Source organism: Dyella kyungheensis, from assembly GCF_016905005.1.
GTDB classification, from domain to species: domain Bacteria; phylum Pseudomonadota; class Gammaproteobacteria; order Xanthomonadales; family Rhodanobacteraceae; genus Dyella; species Dyella kyungheensis.
The window spans coordinates 1-17,682 of record NZ_JADIKC010000003.1 but is presented as its reverse complement, the minus strand read 5'-3'; the positions used below and the strand labels follow the sequence as shown (position 1 = coordinate 17,682).

At 65.5% G+C, this 17,682-nt stretch carries 20 protein-coding genes, 1 pseudogene and 1 riboswitch; of the genes and pseudogenes, 2 read left to right on the top strand and 19 right to left on the bottom strand.

The genetic code is table 11. The features are described 5' to 3' along the window. Positions 1 to 16 precede the first annotated feature (16 nt). The 5 genes from ISP20_RS04800 to ISP20_RS04780 form a co-directional block, all read right to left on the bottom strand. Positions 17 to 1,288, bottom strand: a complete 1,272-nt coding sequence (locus ISP20_RS04800; protein WP_204634956.1) for an efflux RND transporter periplasmic adaptor subunit — start codon at positions 1,286 to 1,288, stop codon at positions 17 to 19. 173 nt (positions 1,289 to 1,461) lie between these two features. After that, entirely contained in the window at positions 1,462 to 2,049 is a 588-nt protein-coding gene (locus ISP20_RS04795) for a hypothetical protein (protein WP_204634955.1), read from the bottom strand. 178 nt (positions 2,050 to 2,227) lie between these two features. Then, complete coding sequence (gene hemP / locus ISP20_RS04790) at positions 2,228 to 2,452, bottom strand: hemin uptake protein HemP (RefSeq protein WP_204634954.1); 225 nt, start codon at positions 2,450 to 2,452, stop codon at positions 2,228 to 2,230. A gap of 69 nt (positions 2,453 to 2,521) precedes the next feature. Continuing rightward, entirely contained in the window at positions 2,522 to 3,409 is an 888-nt protein-coding gene (bla, locus tag ISP20_RS04785; RefSeq protein ID WP_204634953.1) for a subclass B3 metallo-beta-lactamase, read from the bottom strand. Positions 3,410 to 3,641: 232 nt separating this feature from the next. After that, entirely contained in the window at positions 3,642 to 4,610 is a 969-nt protein-coding gene (locus ISP20_RS04780) for a potassium channel beta subunit family protein (RefSeq protein WP_204634952.1), read from the bottom strand. Positions 4,611 to 4,699: 89 nt separating this feature from the next. Here ISP20_RS04780 and ISP20_RS04775 point away from each other — a divergent pair, with 89 nt between their 5' ends. Further along, positions 4,700 to 4,840, top strand: a complete 141-nt coding sequence (locus ISP20_RS04775) for a hypothetical protein (RefSeq protein WP_204634951.1) — start codon at positions 4,700 to 4,702, stop codon at positions 4,838 to 4,840. 11 nt (positions 4,841 to 4,851) lie between these two features. On the opposite strand, the gene ISP20_RS04770 is transcribed toward ISP20_RS04775, so the two are convergent. The 4 genes from ISP20_RS04770 to thiL all read right to left on the bottom strand — a co-directional run bounded on the left by ISP20_RS04770 (position 4,852) and on the right by thiL (position 8,445). Further along, positions 4,852 to 5,415, bottom strand: a complete 564-nt coding sequence (locus ISP20_RS04770) for a hypothetical protein (protein ID WP_204634950.1) — start codon at positions 5,413 to 5,415, stop codon at positions 4,852 to 4,854. 52 nt (positions 5,416 to 5,467) lie between these two features. Continuing rightward, positions 5,468 to 6,649 (bottom strand): acyltransferase family protein, encoded by a 1,182-nt coding sequence (locus ISP20_RS04765; protein ID WP_204634949.1) that lies wholly within the window; start codon positions 6,647 to 6,649, stop codon positions 5,468 to 5,470. 321 nt (positions 6,650 to 6,970) lie between these two features. Continuing rightward, complete coding sequence (locus ISP20_RS04760) at positions 6,971 to 7,471, bottom strand: phosphatidylglycerophosphatase A family protein (RefSeq protein ID WP_204634948.1); 501 nt, start codon at positions 7,469 to 7,471, stop codon at positions 6,971 to 6,973. Then, entirely contained in the window at positions 7,468 to 8,445 is a 978-nt protein-coding gene (gene thiL / locus ISP20_RS04755) for a thiamine-phosphate kinase (protein WP_204634947.1), read from the bottom strand. Before thiL ends, ISP20_RS04760 begins: the two co-directional genes overlap by 4 nt. 162 nt (positions 8,446 to 8,607) lie before the next feature. Between thiL and ISP20_RS04750 the strand changes: the two genes are divergently transcribed. After that, positions 8,608 to 9,081, top strand: a complete 474-nt coding sequence (locus ISP20_RS04750) for a nuclear transport factor 2 family protein (protein ID WP_204634946.1) — start codon at positions 8,608 to 8,610, stop codon at positions 9,079 to 9,081. 48 nt (positions 9,082 to 9,129) lie between these two features. On the opposite strand, the gene ISP20_RS04745 is transcribed toward ISP20_RS04750, so the two are convergent. The 10 genes and pseudogenes from ISP20_RS04745 to ISP20_RS21530 form a co-directional block, all read right to left on the bottom strand. After that, positions 9,130 to 9,669 carry a GNAT family N-acetyltransferase gene (locus ISP20_RS04745; protein WP_204634945.1) on the bottom strand — a complete coding sequence of 180 codons (540 nt, stop codon included), beginning with the start codon at positions 9,667 to 9,669 and terminating at the stop codon, positions 9,130 to 9,132. After that, the gene (gene nusB / locus ISP20_RS04740; RefSeq protein WP_204634944.1) at positions 9,669 to 10,115 is read right to left on the bottom strand and encodes a transcription antitermination factor NusB; all 447 of its coding nucleotides are present in this window, start codon (positions 10,113 to 10,115) and stop codon (positions 9,669 to 9,671) included. The genes ISP20_RS04745 and nusB overlap by 1 nt, the downstream gene beginning before the upstream one ends. After that, on the bottom strand, positions 10,115 to 10,576 hold the full coding sequence (ribH, locus tag ISP20_RS04735) for a 6,7-dimethyl-8-ribityllumazine synthase (RefSeq protein ID WP_204634943.1): 462 nt from the start codon (positions 10,574 to 10,576) through the stop codon (positions 10,115 to 10,117). The genes nusB and ribH overlap by 1 nt, the downstream gene beginning before the upstream one ends. 43 nt (positions 10,577 to 10,619) lie before the next feature. Then, positions 10,620 to 11,585: a muramoyltetrapeptide carboxypeptidase gene (gene ldcA / locus ISP20_RS04730; protein WP_204634942.1), complete on the bottom strand. Its 966-nt coding sequence runs from the start codon at positions 11,583 to 11,585 to the stop codon at positions 10,620 to 10,622. A gap of 174 nt (positions 11,586 to 11,759) precedes the next feature. Beyond that, complete coding sequence (ribBA, locus tag ISP20_RS04725) at positions 11,760 to 12,851, bottom strand: bifunctional 3,4-dihydroxy-2-butanone-4-phosphate synthase/GTP cyclohydrolase II (protein WP_204634941.1); 1,092 nt, start codon at positions 12,849 to 12,851, stop codon at positions 11,760 to 11,762. A gap of 179 nt (positions 12,852 to 13,030) precedes the next feature. After that, complete coding sequence (locus ISP20_RS04720; protein WP_204634940.1) at positions 13,031 to 13,672, bottom strand: riboflavin synthase; 642 nt, start codon at positions 13,670 to 13,672, stop codon at positions 13,031 to 13,033. 131 nt (positions 13,673 to 13,803) lie between these two features. Further along, a riboswitch (FMN riboswitch) is annotated at positions 13,804 to 13,970 on the bottom strand. 127 nt (positions 13,971 to 14,097) lie between these two features. Next, entirely contained in the window at positions 14,098 to 15,114 is a 1,017-nt protein-coding gene (locus ISP20_RS04715; protein ID WP_204634939.1) for a Gfo/Idh/MocA family protein, read from the bottom strand. Continuing rightward, entirely contained in the window at positions 15,111 to 15,977 is an 867-nt protein-coding gene (locus ISP20_RS04710) for a phytanoyl-CoA dioxygenase family protein (protein WP_204634938.1), read from the bottom strand. The genes ISP20_RS04715 and ISP20_RS04710 overlap by 4 nt, the downstream gene beginning before the upstream one ends. Positions 15,978 to 16,018: 41 nt before the next feature. Next, positions 16,019 to 17,083 carry a bifunctional diaminohydroxyphosphoribosylaminopyrimidine deaminase/5-amino-6-(5-phosphoribosylamino)uracil reductase RibD gene (gene ribD, locus ISP20_RS04705; protein WP_204635861.1) on the bottom strand — a complete coding sequence of 355 codons (1,065 nt, stop codon included), beginning with the start codon at positions 17,081 to 17,083 and terminating at the stop codon, positions 16,019 to 16,021. A gap of 425 nt (positions 17,084 to 17,508) precedes the next feature. Then, a pseudogene (locus ISP20_RS21530) lies at positions 17,509 to 17,682 on the bottom strand (IS30 family transposase); the annotation flags it as partial.

Here is a 17,682-nt window from a genome sequence, read left to right as displayed (position 1 = left end):
CGTCCTTCGGTGGTGGTTAGTTGGAGATGGCGACGCGCTGGGCGCCCTTGAAGCTGTCGGTACCGGAGATCACGATGTTGTCGCCTTCCTTCAGGCCATCGAGGATTTCCACCTTGTCGATGCTGCTGGCGCCGACGCGGATGGGGTGCTTCTCCGCCACGCCGTCGCGCACGAGGTAGGCGTAGCTGCCGCCCGATTCGTCGACGAAGGAGCCGCGCTGCACGGTCAGCACGTTGTCGCGCTTGTCGAGCAGGATACGCACGGAGAGGCGCTGGTTCTGGCGCAGCTGCTTGGGCGTCTGGCCATCGAAGCGCAGGCGGGCGGCGACTTCGCCATTCACCACTTCGGGCGAAATGGCGCTGACCAGGCCCTTCCAGGTGGCGCCGTTGCCGCTGATCTCGCCGGTCATGCCGATACCCAGGTCGCGCGCGAAACTTTCCGGCACCTTCATTTCCACTTCGAGCGCGGAGAGGTCGATCACGCTGACCAGTTGGGCGTCCTTGGCCACGGTGGCGCGTTCGGCGATGAACAGCTGGCCGACCTGGCCGTCCACCGGCGACTTCACGTTGAGGTCTTCCACCTGGCGCTGCAGGTCCTTCACCAGCAGCAGCTGGCGATCGTGCGCGAGCTTCTTCGACTGGATGTCGAAGTTGAGGCTGTCGGTATTGGTGGCCAGATCGGCCTTGGCGTGCGCCAGGGTGATGTTCGCCTTCTGCAGCGCGTCCTTGGACTTGTCCACGTCCATGCTGGGCACGGCGCCGAGGGTGAACGCCTTCTGGTAACGGGCCAGGTCGCGCTGCGCGCCCTGGTCGTCGATGTTGGCGTTGTCGTAGGCCTTCTGCAGTTCGCCGCGGGTCTTGCGCGCATCGATCTGCGCACGCAGGTAGTCCACCTGCATGGCATCGGCGGCGCTCATTTCCTGCGCGAGCTTGTTGGTCAGCTCGGGGCTGTCGATGACGGCGAGCACCTGGCCCTTCTTCACTGCATCGCCCGCGTGCACCTTGAGGGTGACCGCGCCGCCGTAGGTGGCATAAAGCGTGGGGCTGACCGCCGCCACCACCTTGCCCTCGGCCGCGATGTCGCGGACGAACGGGCCGCGCTCGACCGTAGCGAAAGCGAGGCGGGAGCTGCTGACCGAGGCGTCGGCCGAGAACAGGCGGCCAATGCGCGGACCGAACAGCGCCAGCAGCGCCACCACGGCCACGCCCACACCAATCAGCACCAGCCGGCGCTTGGGATTGGATTTGACCTCGACCAGACGGTCTTGTGCGGAAGTATCGCGAATCATCGATGGGTCCCTGGCCGCGGACAATGCGGCCCCTGACCCTACTCAGCAATCTGCGTGCCAAGCCGGAATGATCGATTTATTCGATATTTTTCAGTGACTTGAAAACATCGATCAGCGATGGACCGCTGTCCGCGGACACAACGACGGACAGACGGACAAACGTCCGCGGACGGTTAGTCGAACGCGGGCTCCAGCGCCACCGCCGCGGCCCTCGCCACGTCGCGGGCAATCCCGCGACCCAGCAAGGAAAGTTGGCCCAGCGGCAGCGTGTCGAGCACGTCCAGCGACGCCATCCGCAGGGTACGGAAGCACAGCAGCTCGGCGATGGCCGCTTTGCAGGCGACTTCCCCTGGGCATACCGGTGCCGCCGGCAGCGAGGTGCCCCGGGCCAGCAAGGCATCCCAAGCGAGATAGTCGGTGTCGGGCAACAGGTGGAGCCGGGCGCAGAACGCGCCGGAGGCGGCGAAGCAGTCGATCCATTCGCGGGGGCCGTCGGCGCCGATCATGCTGGAGGCGCGAAGTTCTTCGGTCTGCAACAGCGGCGCCAGGTCCTCGCGCGTCACCAGCCAACCCGGCGCGACGTCGCGGGTGGGGCGCGAGGACGCGCAGGCCGGCAAATACAGCACCCCGCCCAGCAGGGGAAGACGGGAAGCCAGCTCGGGGCCGGACATCCGGACGGAGGTGCGGCTGATGGTCCATGCCGCCGTATCGGCGCAGGACCGGACCGTGCCGAAGGCGTGCGCAAGCCAGCCAAACATCATCAGTGCTCCTTGGCAGGAAACGACCCGGCTGGCGTTCGGCGAGAACGGCGTGGCGTTAGGCCTTGGGAAAGGCCCCCCGACCCGGGGCCGGAGGGAAAGAGGCATCCATGCCCATGAAGCTTCCCTCGGGGGAGGCATGGCCGCCGGTGGCCGCGCCGCAGCGCGGACCACGGCGACGCTACTTGGTCAGGATCAGCTTGTCGTTGCGGGTGAGGCGCAGGTGGTACTCGTTGCCCTGGTGCTGGATCACCAGTTCGCGCTCGCCCTTCAGCAGCTGCTGGCTGGAGATACGGCGCGTGGGGGCATCGGGCGCCAGGGGCGCCGATGGCTTGAGGCTCAGCAGACGGAACGGGCGCGCCAGGGCGTCGGCACCCTGGGGTAGGGACAAAACCGTCGTGGTCATGGTGGAGCTCCGCAGGAGAGGTGACGACTTAGATGATAATAATTCTCATTTGAGTGTCAACACCCCTGTTCAGGGAGAGCCGCCCTTACCCGCCGCCTGTTCCTTCGCCAACCTGGCGTCCAGGCCTCGGCTGCCAGCGCCCGAATAGCTCTTGCAGGCATCCGGTTTGAGCAGCGGATCGGGCTTCGCGCCTGCATCGCGCTGCGCGACGCGCTCGAGAAAATCGATCTGGTCGGGATGCGGGGTGACCAGGATGTCGCAAGGCAGGGCCGCGATGACTGACAGGCCGTGCCGGAAGTTCTGCACACGCTCCGGATGCGCCGGATCGCTGTAGCGATAGCTCCCCGCCGTCAGGGCGCTCACGCTGTCCGCATAAACCATGTGCAGGCAGCGCTGGCCTTCGCACGACTGCCAGGTCCAGCTGGTGCTGCCCGGCGTATGGCCCGGCGTGTAATGGGCCGTGATCTCCACGTCGCCCAGGCGCACCACGCCATCGTCCGCGACTGTGTCGACGTGCGCCACCGCCGGATAGTCGAGCGCTTCGGCAAATTGCGGATCGTCGGGATACTTGCCGCCCAGCATCAATTCCTTCGCGCCGATCTCGCTGGCGACCACGCGCGCGCCGGTGTCGTGCGCCAGCGTGGCGATGGCGCCGGCATGATCGGAGTGCGCGTGCGTGTTGAGGATCAGCTTCACATCGCCGAGCTTGAAACCCAGCGCCTTGATGTTCGCTTCGATCTGCGCCGCGTTCTGCGGCAAGGTACCGTCGATCAGGACCAGGCCGTCGGACGATTGGATGAGGATGGACGTGAGTCCGCGCATGCCGACGTAGTAGGTGTCGCCGTAGATCCGGAACGGTTTCTGCGGCTGCGTCCATTCGGGCGGGCTCGCGTGGGCCGACGCGGCGATCGACAAGCCGAGACAAACACCGAGCGTGGCGCGAAAGAAAGGCTTCATGCGTTGATGTTCCTGTTGAGAGGGTGCGCGCAGCTTGGCAGTCACTGCCGCCTCCATGCGGCCATCCCCGGGCAACACGCGGGCGAAGTCTGACAACACGCGGGCAATGGAACTCCGCCTCAATAGCAAAGCTTTCTGTGGGAGCGCACCCTGTGCGCGACAAATCTACGAGCGTTGCACTGCAGCGTGGCTGTCGCGCACAGGGTGCGCTCCCACAGGGACACGTTGCCGCTCAGGCTACCGCCTGCGCAATGCGCTTCAACACCGCCGCATCCAACCTCGGCAGCAAATCCAGCGCGGCGAGATTCTGCTCCAGCTGCTCCAGCTTGCTGGCGCCAAGCATCACCGTGGACACATGCGGATTGACCAGGCACCAGGCGATCGCCAGCTGCGCCATCGATACGCCCAACTCCGCCGCGATGGGCGCGAGACGTCGCACCTTCTCCAGGCGGGAGCCGTCGTGCTCGAGCACCGCGTCGCGCAACCACTCGTAACCCGGCTGCGCCAGACGCGACTCCGACGGCACACCGTCGTTGTACTTGCCGCTCAACAGGCCCGATGCCAGCGGCGACCAGATGGTGGTGCCCATGCCGTAGGCGTCATACAGCGGCGCGTACTCCTGCTCCACCCGTTCGCGATGCAGCAGGTTGTACTGCGGCTGCTCCATCACGGGCGCGAACATATGGTTTTCACGCGCCACCCGATGCGCCTCGACAATCGCATCCGCCGGCCATTCGCTGGTACCCCAATAGAGCACCTTGCCCTGCCGCACCAGGGTGTCCATCGCCGCCACCGTTTCGGCAATCGGCGTATCCGGGTCAGGGCGATGGCAGAAATACAGGTCCAGATGCTCCACCCGCAGGCGCTGCAAGGCCTGGTGGCAGGCTTCGATCACGTGCTTGCGCGACAGGCCGCGCTGCGTAGGCAACGGGTTGTCCACCGCGCCGAAATAGACCTTGCTCGACACGCAGTAGCTGTCGCGCGGGAAGCGCAGATCGGCGAGCACGTCGCCCATCAGCGTTTCGGCGACACCGTTGTTGTAGGTCTCGGCATTGTCGAAGAAATTGATGCCGTGATCGTGCGCCATCGCCAGCAGGTCGCGGGCCAGCGAACGTCCCACCTGGGTGCCAAAGGTGACCCAGGCACCGAACGATAGTGCCGAAAGCTGCAGGCCGGATGTGCCAAGGCGACGGTATTGCATGGAAGCGCTCCGGTGAGTGGGGATGGAACAGCATGCCAAGGGCAAGCGTCATCCGTCCATCATCGCGCTTTACACATGGCGCCAACGCCATGCGCTCTAGAGTCTTGCGTTTCGCCACGCGCCAGCATGAGCGGAAGCCAACGCAGCTACGCGGCTGCTCCTCGTTCTTCCCGAAGGTGCGCTACAACGCCGAGTACGGCCGCCGGTTGCCGGCGGCCGTCGATGCATGATGCCCGCCGGATTACGGCAGCGTATGGACGTCCATACGGTTTTCGATGCCGTGGTCCGCTTCGGGGCGCCACACCGTGCTCTTGAGCGGATCGCCCGTGCCCCAGGCCTTCAATGCGGCGATGAGCGCCTGGTTGTCGCCGTCCTTGCGGACGTAGAAGTCCAGATGGCGGAAATCGTCGCAGGCGGTATCGCAGTGGTAACTGGAAAAGCCCAGCGCTTCGATCTGGCCGTATTCATTGACAATGACCGCCGCCGCGCTGCCGCCGCACTCGCGTGCCGGGCAAGCGGTGAACAGGTAGCGGTTGTCGGCCAGCAGCTGCACCGACGCCGAGGAACCGCCCAGCGCGGACAGCGCCTGGTCGCTCACCGAACGGCTGCCCCGGAAATAGTTGACCTTGTTGTCGCCGGCGAAATGACCGAGCGCGGTCACGAAGCCATTGGCATGCGCGAGCTGGTTGGCATTGGCGCAAGTGGATGGATCAATGATGCGACACGGTCCCGCGGGCGCTGCGGTGGCAGCGAACACCGAACAAGGCACGATGGACAGCAACAGCAGGAAACACACAATGCGCATGGATTTGCACATGACACCCCTCCCCTTGAGAGAACTTCCCCTTACATCCGCATCAGGCCGTCTCCGTTCCGGCTCCGGCGATCGCGCCGGATGCCCGCGCCGCAGACGGCGCCTGATGCAAAACACGGTCCCGCAACTTCAGGAATGGCCGTTCCACCCCGTAGTGAAGCAACGCGCCCATCCCCACTACCGCTGACGCATAACCCGCGAAAGTCATCACGCCGTGGCCGTCCAGGCTGGCGGCTCCCAGGGTGGATTCCAGCAGGTGGAATACCGCCTTGTGGGTGAGATACAGGCTGTACGAAACCGCGGCCAGCCAGCCGGCGCCAGGCACACGAACACGCGCAAGCGCGCCGGACGCGTGGGCACCGCCCAACACCAGCAGCCCCAGGCCGAAGGAAAGCAACGGATATCCCAGCACCGTGGGAATGAAGCCGGTCCGATCACGGAACAGCCAGATCGAACCGCCGACCACCGCTACCCCTGCGAGCAGAAAGCCGTTGGCGTGGCGTCCCCATCGGGACCATAGGACGGGCCGGTAGACCCTGGCCGCAGCCAGCATCACTCCCATCAAAAGGCCGTCGAGACGGGACCACGTGGGATAGTAAATGCGCTCGAGGAAGGTTTTTCCATAGGAATTTTGGTCAATCCCTGCCCAGGGCGACAACTCGTGCCACCACACGAGGCCGCGCACCAGCATCCCCGCCGCCACGATGCCGCCGCATACCAGTGCGAACCGATGCACGGACGGACGCCGCGCCAGCCACCATGCCAGTGGCGGGAAAAGCAGGTAAAAATGCTCCTCCACGCACAGCGACCATACGTGCGAGAACGCCAGATGGTCCTTCGCATCGATGAACAGGTTCACCGTAAAGGTGAGGAACTGCCAGAGCGGCTGCACATCGCCCTGTTCCCTGATGGACGGCCAAATGAAATACGCCGCCACGACCACCAGGTACGCGGGCAGGATGCGGAACGCTCGACGCTGATAGAACTCCGCGAACGAAAACGTCCCGCGTCCGGCCAGCGACCTGAGCACCTGCGATCCGATCAGGAAACCGCTGAGCACGAAGAACAGGTCCACCCCCATCCACCCGTTCTGCTCGATACCCCCGAAGTGCCCCCAGCCGCCGATGAAATACGAGTGGAAGATCATCACCCACACGATCGCTATCGCGCGCAGCAGATCCAAACCCGGCAATCGGTTCACGCAGTTCCCTCTAGTGGCATCCATGCGGCATCCGAGGCGAGTGCGTCGGACGGAGTCGCGGCCGGGGAATATATCGCAGGGCTCGGGCGCGGCGAGGTCGGCAACGTGGCGAAACGGTGGCGGGCTATGTGTGGGAGCACACTTGTGCGCGACAAGCCGACGGAGCTGTAGATTCCAGCGTCGCTGTCGCGCACAAGTGCGCTCCCACAGAAAGCACACACGTTCCCGCGAGCACCCGCCCCTCACCCCAGCCCTCTCCCCTCCGGGGAGAGGGAGAAGTGTCGTACATCGCAAAAGGCGATGCGAAGTGGATTCCGGCCTACGCCGGAATGACGAGCATGCCCCTCAACGCATCACCATCAGCAAAACCACAAGCACGATGGCAGCAAAAATCCCTGCCACCACATCGTCCACCATCACCCCCACCCCGCCCTTCAGATGACCATCCAGCCACCGAATCGGCCAAGGCTTCCAGACATCGAACAAGCGGAACAACCCGAATCCCACCGCCACCATCCACCAGGGGCCCAGCAACACCGGGATCAACGCAATCCACAATCCAATGAACTCATCCCACACGATGCTGCGGTGGTCATCCACCCCCACTGCCCGCCCCGCCACACCGCAAGCCCACACCCCCATCACGAAACCCACGGTGATGGCGAAGACGTAGAGCTGCAGCGGCAGGCTGCGCAGCAACAGCCATGGCAGCAACGCCGCCAGCGAACCGAAGGTGCCTTGCGCCACCGGCGCCAGGCCCGAGCCGAAACCGCAGGCCAGCCAGCCGGCCGGCGTGGCGAGCAAGGCGCGGCGCTGTTCCGCAGTGAGGGTCTTCTTGTCGCTCATGCAAAATGGTCCCAGCCACGCTGTGCGGCTTCCAGCCATTGTCCCTGCGCGTCGCGCACTCGCACGCCCGCTCCCTCCACCATACGCCCAATGCGCGTGGCTCCACAGCCCAGCCGCGCAAGATCGCTCTGCACCTCCGCCACAAGCGCGGCTGGCACGGTGAAGCACAATTCGTAGTCGTCGCCGCCAGCAAGGGCGAAATCGCGCACGCTCACTTCGTCGAAGCTCGCCATCAGCATCGACGAGCGCGGCAGCAGTTCCGTTTCGATTTCCGCACCCAGGCCGCTTTCCTCGCAAATATGGCCGAGATCGGCGAGCAGTCCGTCGGAGACGTCGATGCAGGCGCTGGCGCGATCGCGCAAGGCCAGTCCGGTCGACAGCCGCGGCGTGGGCCGGTGCAAGCGTTCGATCAGATACGTCGCGCGCCCGTCGCCTTCGTCCACACGCGCGCCACGCCGTAACAACTGTAAACCTGCGGCCGCATCGCCCAGCGTGCCGGTGACTAGGACGACATCGCCCGCGCGTGCGCCGGAACGCGTGAGCGCTTTGCCGGGCGGAACGAAGCCATGCACGGCCACACTGATAGTCAGGGCGCCGCGGGTGGTATCGCCGCCAATCAAGGCGAGGCGATGCGGCTGGGCCAACTGGGCGAAGCCGTCGGCGTAGCCATCGATAAACGCACCCAGTTGTTCCGCGCGCTGCACCGGCAAACTCAAGGCCAGCAGCGCCCAGGCGGGGCTGGCGCCCATGGCGGCCAGATCGGAAAGATTCACCGCGAGCGATTTCCAGCCGATGTCGGCCGCCGCCGTGCCATGCGGGAAATGCACGCCCTCGACCATGGTGTCGATGGCGATGGCGAGTTCCTGCCCCGCTGGCGGTGCTACCACGGCGGCATCGTCGCCGATGCCCAGCTTCACATCTTCACGGCCTTGCGCGGTGCGCTCGCGGATACGATCGATCAGTCGGAATTCCATGGCAGCTCGGCAAGCAAATACTTCAGGAAGAAGACCACCCGGCGCGCGCGCGCGCAAGCGCGAGGCTGAACGACGACGCCGCGCCCCGGCCATCAGTCATGGCTGCGGGTTGGCGGGCCGCTCCCTAGAATCGAAAGGCCTTGTCTGCTGCCGGAGCCCGCCATGTACGCTCGTTTCCCCCGCCTGTCGCGCCTAGCCCTGGTTGCCGGTGCCGCGTGCGCCACGCTGGGCGTTTCCGTAGCCCACGCTGCCACACCGGAGGAACAGGCCGTGCTCGCCCCGTTCCAGGCCTTGCTGGACGGCATCGGCAAGCGCGATCACGCGATGATGCGCGCGGCGCTGTTGCCCGGCGGCATGATCACGCTCAAGCGGGGCGACAAGATCACCCAGCTGCACTTCGACGCCTTCATCGACCACATCCCCACCAGTGGCGACAAGCAGTTCGCCGAACGCATCCACGATCCGCTGGTGCGCGTCGACGACGACATCGCCATCATCTGGGCGCCCTACGAATTCCTGATCGATGGCAAGCCGGATCATTGCGGCACGGACATCGCGCATCTGGTCAAGCGCGATGGAAAGTGGCTGGTCGCCGGCATTGCGGACAACCAGCACGCAAGTTGCGCGGGGAAGTGACGCCGTAGCGCTGTGCGATGCCGGCCGATCAACGGCGGCGAAGCAAGCTCAACGCCGGAATACCACCGTCGGCGCGCCGTGATACGTCGAATCCGTCCATTTGACGAATCCGGCCTTCTCGGCCACGCGGATCGATGGCGCGTTTTCCGGCGCGATGATGCACACGGCGCTCAAGTGCGGAAAGTGTTCGCTGGCCCATGCCGTCGCGGCCGTCACGGCTTCGCTCGCATAGCCCTGGCCGTGCGCGTGGGGCGCGAGCACCCAGCCGAATTCCAGCATGCCGTGCAGCGAGGGTTCCAACTCGCGCTTGAAGTCGGCAAAGCCGATGTCGCCGATATAGCGGCCGCTCGCCTTCTCTTCCACGGCCCAATAGCCGTAGCCGAGCAGGCTCCACAGGCCCTGGTACTGCAGCAGGCGCTTCCACACTTCCTCGGAAGTGAACGGGCGTCCGCCGATGTAGCGCACCACCTCCGGATCGGACCAGATGGCCAGGCATGCGGCGAGGTCGTCGGCACGGTGGGCGCGCAGGCGCAGGCGCGCCGTCTCCACCACCGGGACCACGGACGAACGCGCCGCGGCCCCGTCCATCAGTGACGCTTTTCCGCGCTGCGCAGCACGCCGGCCAGCTTGTCCAGCACGCCGTTGACGTAGCTGTGGCCGTGGTCGGCGCCGAAGCGCTTGGTCACTTCGATGGCTTCGTTGATGATCACGCGGTACGGCACGTCCGGGCGATATTTCAGTTCATAGGTGGCCAGGCGCAGGGCGGCGCGCTCGATCGGGTCGATCTGCTCGACCTCGCGATCGACGTACGGCTTGATGGCCTCGTCGATGACGGCGACATGACGCTCGATGCCGTTCAGCAGATCCTCGAAGTACTCGAGGTCGGCCACTTCCATGTCCTGCTCGTGGCGGAACTGTTCGATCACGGCGTGCATGCGGCTACCGCCGATCTGCCATGCGTACAGCGCCTGCAGGGCACGGCGGCGGGCACGCGAACGTGCAGCGAGATCGATACCTTCCGGACGTGGGTTCATCACAGCTTTCCGTACAGATTGACCATCTCGAGCGCCGCCAGCGCGGCATCCGCGCCCTTGTTGCCGGCCTTGGTGCCGGAACGCTCGATGGCCTGTTCGATGTTGTCGGTGGTCAGCACTCCGAACGCCACCGGCACGCCGGACGCATAGGCGGCCTGGGCCAGGCCCTTGGCGCATTCGCCGGCCACGTAGTCGAAGTGCGGGGTGGAACCGCGGATCACCGCGCCCAGCGCGATCACCGCGGCGTACTTGCCGGAGTTGGCCAGCTTGTGCGCGGCCAGCGCGATTTCCCAGGCGCCCGGCACGCGGATCAGCTCGATGGCATCGTCCTTCACGCCGTGGCGGACCAGCACGTCGCGGGCGCCGGCCACCAGGGGCTCGACCACGAAACCGTTGAAACGGCCGGCGACGATGGCAAAACGGCCTTTGGGCGTGGCGAAATCGCCTTCGATGATCTTCATGGATTCCAATTTCCTGGGGTCGGGGCCCGGAGGGCCGTCTATTTTACGGGATTTGCGGCAGCGTGCCCGGATCGGGCCGGGAAACCGCCTCGGACAGGCGCGGATGGCCTGAAAAACTCAGGCTGGCCTGCCCTGCCGCCACGCGCAGCCGTGCGGGCACGCCGAACGGCAGGGTGAACTTGTCCGCCTCGTGCCCAAAGGGCAGGCCGCGGATGATCGGAATGCGCGCCACGCGGGCGATCTGCTCGAACGCGGCCTCGGTGTCGTAGCCGTTGTCGTAGCTGTGCGGGCGGCAATGGGTGAAATGGCCGAGCACCAGCGCCCGCTGCCGATCCAGCACGCCCGCCAGGTGCAGCTGGTACAGCAGGCGCTCGATGCGGAACGGCGGCTCGCCGATGTCTTCGACGAACAGGATGCCGCCTTCGATGACCGGAAAATACGGCGTGCCCAGCAGGCTGCACAGCATGGCGAGGTTGCCGCCCCAAAGCGGGCCTTCGACATCCAGCTCGGTCGCGGTGGGCGTGGTCCAGTTCGCGGTGGCTTCGGCATCGCCCACCGCGCGCCAGAAGTGCTCCCACATCAGCCCGTTGAGTTCCGGCGCACCGAAATCCGGGCCGAGCATGGGGCCGCCGAACGTCACCAGCCCGCTCTTCGCGTACAGCGCCAGCTGGATCGCCGTGAAGTCGCTATGGCCCACCAGCAGCGTGTTCGAACCGGCCAGCCGCTCCTTCAGCGCGCCGTAGTGCAGGTGTTCGAGCAGGCGCGTGGCGCCGTAGCCGCCGCGGACGGCCAGCGCGAGATCCGGCAGCGCCGGGGCGGTGGCCAGCGCATTGAGGTCGGCTGCGCGCGCTTCGTCCGGACCGGCAAAGCGATGTTCGACCCGATCGAGCACCCCCAGTCCGTCCACCGTGCATCCGGCCGCACGCAAGCGAGCCACGCCGCGAGACATGGCATCGCGATCGTGCGGGTAGCCCGAGGGGGCGATCAGGCGGACGGTGGGAAAGGTCATGGCGCGGGTTCTTGGCTCAAAGCCTGGAGTATGCCGACGATGGGATGGCGTGGAAGTGGCAAGATCGAGCAAACCTACTGTGGGAGCGCACTTGTGCGCGACAAACCTACGGAGCGGTAATGATCAGGCGCCGCAGTCGCGCACAAGTGCGCTCCCACAAGGTGGCGTGGTTCTTCAAACGTATTCGGTCACTTCCAGCCCGAAACCGCCCAGGCCGACCATCTTGCGCGGCGTGCCCAGCACGCGCAGCTGGCGGATGCCGAGATCCGCGAGGATCTGCGCGCCCAGGCCCAACTGCCTCCATTCCTGCTGCTGCGCTTCTTCGGGCGCCTGCGCCGAGGGCTGGCGATTGAGGCGGCGCAACAGCGCGTCCGCGGTGTCTTCGCCAGACAGCACCAGCAAGGCGCCACGGCCTTCGTCGGCGATGCGGCGCAACGCGGATGTGACCGTCAGGCCAAGATCGTCGCGATGCAGATGCAACACATCGGACAGCGTGTTGCGCACGTGCACGCGCGTAAGCACCGGCTCGCCGTCATCCACCGGGCCGCGCACCAGCGCGAAATGCAGGCCGTGGCGAATCGCATCGCGATAGGCCACCAGGCGGAACGCGCCGAACTCCGTGTCGACGTCGCCCTCATAGACGCGCTGCACGGTCTTCTCGGTTTCCAGGCGATAGCGGATCAGATCGGCGATCGAACCAATCTTCAAGCCATGCTTCCTGGCGAAGATCTCCAGTTCGGGACGGCGCGCCATCGAGCCGTCCTCGTGCAGGATCTCGATCAACACCGCCGAAGGTTCCAGCCCCGCCAGCGCGGCGAGATCGCAACCCGCTTCGGTATGACCGGCACGCGTCAGCACGCCGCCCGGTTGCGCCGTGAGCGGGAAGATATGGCCCGGCTGCGAGAGATCCTGCGGCTTCGCATCGGACTTCACCGCCACCTGGATGGTGCGGGCGCGATCATGCGCGGAAATGCCGGTGGTGACGCCCTCGGCCGCCTCGATGGAGACGGTGAAGTTGGTCTGGTACGGCGAAGTGTTGTCCACCACCATCGGCTTGAGGCCCAGCTGGCGCGTGCGCTGCTCGGTCAGCGTGAGGCAGACCAGGCCACGCGCCTCGCGCACCATGAAGTTGATGTCCTCGGGGCGCACCATCTGCGCGGCCATGATGAGGTCGCCTTCGTTCTCGCGATCTTCGTCATCGAGAATCACGACCATGCGGCCAGCGCGGATGTCTTCGAGGATTTCGGGGATGGTGTTGAAGCTCATGGGTTGTCCAGTTCAATGCTGTTGCTGTTCTGCTCGTCATTCCGGCGCAGGCCGGAATCCAGTAGCGTCATGGTTTGGTTATCGCCATTACGCAGCCATCCGAAAAAATGTTTGAGGCTGTCGGACTTCGTGCACACCGCGCCTGGATTCCGGCCCGCGCCGGAATGACGAGCGCAAGATCAAGCGAAACCGTGTTGCTTGAGGAACGCCTCGTCCAGTTTCGGCGCATCGCCACTGGCGATCAGCCGCTCGATGTAGCGCGCCACCACGTCCACCTCGATGTTCACCGTGTCGCCCGCCTTGCGTGCCTGGAACGCCGTGTGTTCCACCGTATGGGGAATAAGGTTGACGCCGAAGCGATGGCCGTTGACCTCGTTCACCGTGAGGCTGGTGCCGTCGATGCAGATCGAGCCCTTGGCGGCGATGTAGCGCGACAGCGCGGCCGGCACTTCGAACACCCAGCGCAGCGAGCGGCCATCCGGCGTGATCGACACCACCTTGCCCACGCCGTCGACGTGGCCGGACACCAGGTGACCGCCCAGGCGATCGGCCAGGCGCAGCGCCTTTTCCAGGTTCACCGGATCGCCGGCCTTGTGCTTGCCCAGCGTGGTGAGCGACAGCGTTTCGTTGGAGACGTCCGCGCTGAAGCCGCGCGCACCCAGCGTCACCGCGGTCAGGCACACGCCGGACACGGCAATGCTGTCGCCCAGTTGCACGTCGGCAAGATCGAGGTCGGCGGTGTCGACATGCAGGCGCACGTCGCCGCCGCGTGGTTCGAGCCGCGCGATGCGGCCCACGCTCTGGATGATGCCGGTGAACATCAGCGCACCTCCCGAACGGAGGTGGCGAAGGAATGGCAACGATGCTTGGACATGAAACGTTTCCCGCGAAAAAAAGTGCGAAAAACGCCCCAAGGCGTCAGGCAGGCGCACGCCCGCGAAGGCATGCGCCATACCGTCTTCTCTCATCCGGACTTTCTGGAAGCCATCGCTGGCTGCCAACCGTCGGCTCCGGCATTGGACCGGATCTGCTGACCTTCCGATGACCTGGAAGCGCTCGCGGGCTCGTCCCGAGGGACCTACCGCCGGTGGGGAATCGCACCCCGCCCTGAAGACGTCGTTTTGTGGTTTTGCCGGCAAACCGGCCGGGAGAGTTTAACACGCCCTCGCCCGATGGCCCGGGGCGCATCGTCCTCACCCGGGAACAATGTGTTGCCTTCGGTGAGTGCCCGCCGGGCCTCGCCAGGTTACAAGCCGATCGCCTGCCCGGTATCCCGCCGGTATTCGCGCAACACCTGGTCCATCACCCAGCTGGTACGCGCGCCGCTTACGGCGGTGGAGGGACAGGCACCCTTCTGGCCGGTCAGCTCGGCCACGATGGTTTCGATCAACGGCTGCTGGATGTGCAGCGGATTCTCCACCCGATAGTCGTGCGAGCCGTTGGCGCCTTCGACATGGATCGGCCCGTCGCCAAATGTGGCGAACGTGATGCGTCCCTGGTCGCCGATCACTTCGATCTGGTCGTGGCGCTTGAAGCCGTCGAAATTCCACAGACCGGTGCCGAGCATGCCGTTGCCGAACGCGAAGGACATCGCCACGCCGTCTTCCACCGAATAGGCGCCGCGCTGGTTGCTCGCCTGCCCGCTCGCCGAGACGATCGGTCCGAACAGCCAGTCGAGGATGTCGAGCGTGTGGCAGCCGATATCCATGAACACGCCACCGCCGGAGATCTCCGGTTGCACATGCCAGGGCAGATTCGCCGCGTCGTGATAGCGCGGATGATGCGGTTCGTACAGCACCGTATTGACGATGCGCGGCTTGCCGATGGCCTGCTGACCGAAGATCAGCTCGCGCACCTTCTGGAAGCGCGGCAGGCTGCGGCGGTAGTACGCGACGAACACCGGCACCTTGGCTTGTTGCCCGGCGTGGATGATCGCCTCGCACTCGGCGAAATCCATCGCCATCGGCTTCTCCACGTAGACGGGCTTGCCTGCGGCGATGCTCATCAGCGCATACGCTTTGTGCGTCGACGGCGGCGTGGCCACGTAGACGGCGTTGACCTCGGGATCGGCGATCAGCGTGGCCGCGTCGTCGTACCAGCGCGGCACGCCGTGGCGCTCGGCATAGTCGCGCGCCTTGTCGCCGTCGCGCCGCATCACCGCCACCAGCGCGGAGTTGGGCGTCTTGCTGAAACCCGGACCACTCTTCACCTCGGTGACGTTGCCGCAACCGATGATGCCCCAGCGTACCGCTGCCGTCGTCATGTGGTCTTGAACTCCTGCTTGAGGAACTGCTGATGATAGGCGTGGAACACGTTCACTTCGGGATGCCGCGCTCGCTCGACCAGGTGCGCGCGCAGCGCTTCACGTACGCACGGCGCTAGCGAAGAGAGATAGTCCAGGCTGTATTCCGTGTGGTCGAGCACGCCGAAATGCAGCGTCGGCGGATATTGCGCCGAATGGAATCCCATGTGGATGGTGATGCGCTTGTCCTTCAGCACGCCGCCCCAGCCGCGGTGCACGGCGTAGTTGTTGTAGAACACCGCCTCGCCGGGCTGCAGCAGGATCTGCTTGCCGTTGGAGAGTTCCGGTGCGTCGACGGGCGCCATCTTCTCGGTGTTCCCGAAGACCGCGCGCTCTTGCGCATCGAGTTGACGACGATGGCTGCCCGGCACGATCCACAGGCAACCGTCCGTGGTCAGCGGCATGTTCATCTGCACGTAGTTGTAGTGATAGTCCTCGCTGAACCAGCTGAGGTCGATCTGTTCGTCCGGCACCTGCAGCACGTCGCGGTGCCAGCCTTGCCGATAGTCGACGCCCGCCTCGCCGTAGAACAACGAGGCGCCGTCGACAATGATGTTGTCGCCCAGCAGGTCGCGGCAGACAGCGAGGATCTCCTCGTTGCAGATGATGTCCTGGATGCCGCGTATCGCCTTGCCCGGCTGCAGGAACTGCAGGTTGCTCATGCGCTGCACGTCGCCTCGTTCGCGGCGCGCCTCTTCCACCGCGGCCACGTAGCGGCCAATGCTGGCGTCGTCGAGGAGCTTGCGGATCAGGTAACCGTGCTCGCGAAAAGAGGCGCGCTCAGCGTCGCTCAGAAGGGTGTGCTGCGGGGTGAGTTGCGTCATGTCTTCGTTCCTGGCCATCCCTTACGTGTGAAAAGCGGTGCTCAGGTGACGGGACGCAGCAGCAGCCGCATGTCCTCGTCCAGCACACGCCGATCGATGGTGCGCAGTTTCCAGCGCGACGCCATATCGGTCAGTGACGGCAATCCCAGCAATGGTCGCGCGCTGTCGCCCAGCAATACCGGCGCCACGTACAGCAGCAGTTCGTCCACCAGCCCTGCGGCGAACAGCGAACCGCACAGGCTGGGACCGGCCTCCACATGCACCTCGCTGATATGGCGGCGCGCGAGCAGATCCATCACGGCGTGCAGATCCATCGCGCCACCCTTCTCCTTCACCACAGCCAGCTCCACGGCCTGGTAGCGTGCATCGTGCGGCGTGTATTGCTCGTTGTGCAGCACCAGCGTCGGCATCGCACCGTCGAGCACATGATGCCCGAGCGGCGTTCGCAGTCGATGGTCGAGCACGACGCGCCACGGTGGCGTAAAGGATTCGCCGTCGGGCAAGCGCACGGTGAGTTGTGGATTGTCGGCCAGCACGGTGCCCGACCCCGTGAGAATCGCCGAACTGCGTGCGCGCCAGCGCTGCACATCCGCACGCGCCGCTTCGCCGGTGATCCATTTCGATTCGCCATTGGCCAGACCCGTGCGGCCATCCAGGCTCATCGCGAGCTTGACGCGCACCCACGGGCGGCCGCGCTCGATACGGCTGAAGAAACCGATGTTGAGCTCACGCGCCGCTTCGCGCATCAGGCCGGCATCCACCGTGATGCCGGCCTCACGGAGCTTGCCGATGCCACGGCCGGCGACTTGCGGGAACGGATCTTCCGCTGCGATCACCACGCGCGACACGCCCGCCGCGACCAAGGCGTCCGCACACGGCGGCGTGCGGCCGTGATGCGCACAAGGCTCAAGCGTGACGTAGGCAGTGGCACCGCGCGCTTTGTCGCCGGCCTCGCGCAGCGCATGAACCTCCGCATGGGGTTCGCCAGCACGAAGGTGATAACCCGCACCCACCACCTGTTCGCCATGGGCAATCACGCAGCCCACGCGAGGGTTGGGGTGGGTGGTATAGAGGCCACGTTCGGCCAGGCGCAGCGCGTGCGCCATGTGGAGATGATCGATGGCGGTAAAGGGGGAGGCCATGCGGGGTCGCTTCGCGGTGCAATAGGACCAGTTTAGGCGAAGCGCCTACCTGTGGGAGCGCACCTTGTGCGCGACAGGCACACTGGGATGTAACGCTCCGTAGGTTTGTCGCGCACAGGGTGCGCTCCCACAGTAGATCCGCAGCTCTTGGCTCCGGCTCTAGCTCTTGGCTTCAGCTCTTGGCTTCAGCTCTTGGCTCTCAGGGGTCCCCGTATGACGCGGCGGGTGGGTGGAGGAAAGCCCGCAGGGTGGCCCGCATGGATGCGGGCCAGTTTTTCGCCAGGGCAGGATGCCCTGTCGAAAAACCCCGTAACCCACCCGCGCACCTGGAGGGCCGCAGGCCCGGAAGGCGCGTCATCCGGGGGGCCCTTTCTTTTGGTTAGGCGGTGTCAATCTAGAAGTGCATCATCGATCGCTTGGGCGAGGTCATCGCGCCCCAGCGCACGCATGAACATCTCCGCCGGACAGTGGTAGTCGAGGGTGGCCCGCGGTCGCAGATTCATCTCCCGCGCAATCGCATCGAGTTTGCGTTGGCTATGCACCGACAGGTCGGTGCCTTTGGG